Here is a 1,638-nt window from a genome sequence, read left to right on the forward strand (position 1 = left end):
TGGTGTCTATACTCATATCTTACTGAGGAGCTCTATTTTTTTCAAAGTTGAAATTAACGCACTACAGGAATGCTAAACCAGCTAATAGAAGTCAATATTTCTCAATAAAATTATTTGAAAAATAAAATGATCTACTGAAAATGCCCATGCCAAAAAAGCCATTTAATAGCTTTAATCTTGTAAAGAACTGTATCTGGGATTGGGATTTGTTTTGGATGTTCCTACAGGAGCAAGAGACGTTACCATTTTGGGGTATGAGGTAGATGGCCATCTCATGACTCCCTCTTGGCTTATGAGTACACCCGTCGAAGCCTCCAAACGACTACATAGTTGCGTAAGTGATGTACTAGCGACTTCTTGGCTAAACCAAACACAAAGAGCGATGAGTTCATCTGCTTGATACTTACTAGATCGCCTCACAAAACCAACCATTTGGGCTGTTTCTTTAAGGACTCTTGGCGATAGAAAGCGTTGTATTTCTTGTGAAAAAAGTGTCAGTTCACTAGAGATGATAGGATTCATAAAAAAACACCATCCTTTCTCGTAAACTTCTTACGATAAGCATAGCGTTTTTTCATTATTGGAGGTATTGTTTTTACTTAGCTTGATGGGCATGCGGTGCTCCCCAAATTCAAAGTGTTTAGGATCAATTTAAAAGTAAAACTAAGCGGGATATATTTTTGTTAAAAATAGGAAAATATTCTAAGAAACTTCATATCTTATACTTACTTGTAGTAAATATAAATGATATTCTTTAGTTTACTGTGTTTTGCAAAATAAAAGTGCCGAGTATTGCAAAGACCAAATTAGGCTGCAACTTTACATGGAGAGGTGGGTATGCTAGCCTTCTCGGCACAGCCAAGCCCTATGGCTACTAGCTTCTTGGCTAAAGGAGCATGCCCATAGAGGCTCCATGTCAAGTTGCAATACTCTGCAATTGCAACTATGTGTACTTGTTTTCTGCAAAATACAGTTAACTTTTAAAGTATTATTGAAAGGAATGTTTTTATGCCTGAAGTCAGTATATATTTGGCGTTTGCCGCTGGGGTTTTAGCTTTTATTTCCCCCTGTACACTCCCCATTTATCCATCTTTTATATCTTATATAACAGGTATCTCGGTAAATGAATTAAAAGTTAATAAAAAGTTGTGGACAGTTACCTTATCACACTCAATAATTTTTTGTTTGGGATTCTCTTTTATTTACTATGTACTAGGTTTTTCTTTTAGTGCAATTGGAAGCCTATTTATAAGTTATCAGCCAACGATTCAAAAGATTGGCGGTATATTTTTGGTTTTAGTTGGATTATTCTTGGCAGGTGTTATAGAACCCAAGCTCTTAATGTCAGAATTCCGAATCAAGTATAGGCCCAAAAAAACATCTTATTTTAGTACTTTTTTAATAGGGGTAATTTTTTCAGCTGGTTGGACTGCTTGTATTGGTCCGATATTTGGTGCAATAATGTATTCCTCTATGGCTAATCCTTCTGGCGCCTTTATGAACATTACAGCATTTTCTTTAGGATTTTCGTTACCTTTTATAGTTATGGGGTTTGCGATCGCGGTGTTTGTCAATATAGTTGTCGCATTTAGTTACTTTAGTGTTCAGTCAAGGCTACCGCGCTACGCTTGCTGGCCT

Annotated in this window: 1 protein-coding gene and 1 pseudogene; one reads left to right on the plus strand and one right to left on the minus strand. The window is 36.4% G+C overall.

Going from position 1 to position 1,638, the window contains the following annotated elements:
* Positions 1–276 precede the first annotated feature (276 nt).
* Positions 277–522: pseudogene (locus PQ474_RS26020) on the minus strand (IS4 family transposase); the annotation flags it as partial.
* 486 nt (positions 523–1,008) lie between these two features.
* On the opposite strand from PQ474_RS26020, the gene PQ474_RS26025 reads away from it, so the two are divergent.
* Positions 1,009–1,638 (plus strand): cytochrome c biogenesis CcdA family protein (locus PQ474_RS26025; protein WP_273848482.1); only part of this gene is annotated, 630 nt, incomplete at its 3' end.

The organism is Halalkalibacter alkalisediminis, from assembly GCF_028610705.1.
GTDB classification, from domain to species: Bacteria; Bacillota; Bacilli; order Bacillales; family Bacillaceae_D; genus Halalkalibacter; species Halalkalibacter alkalisediminis.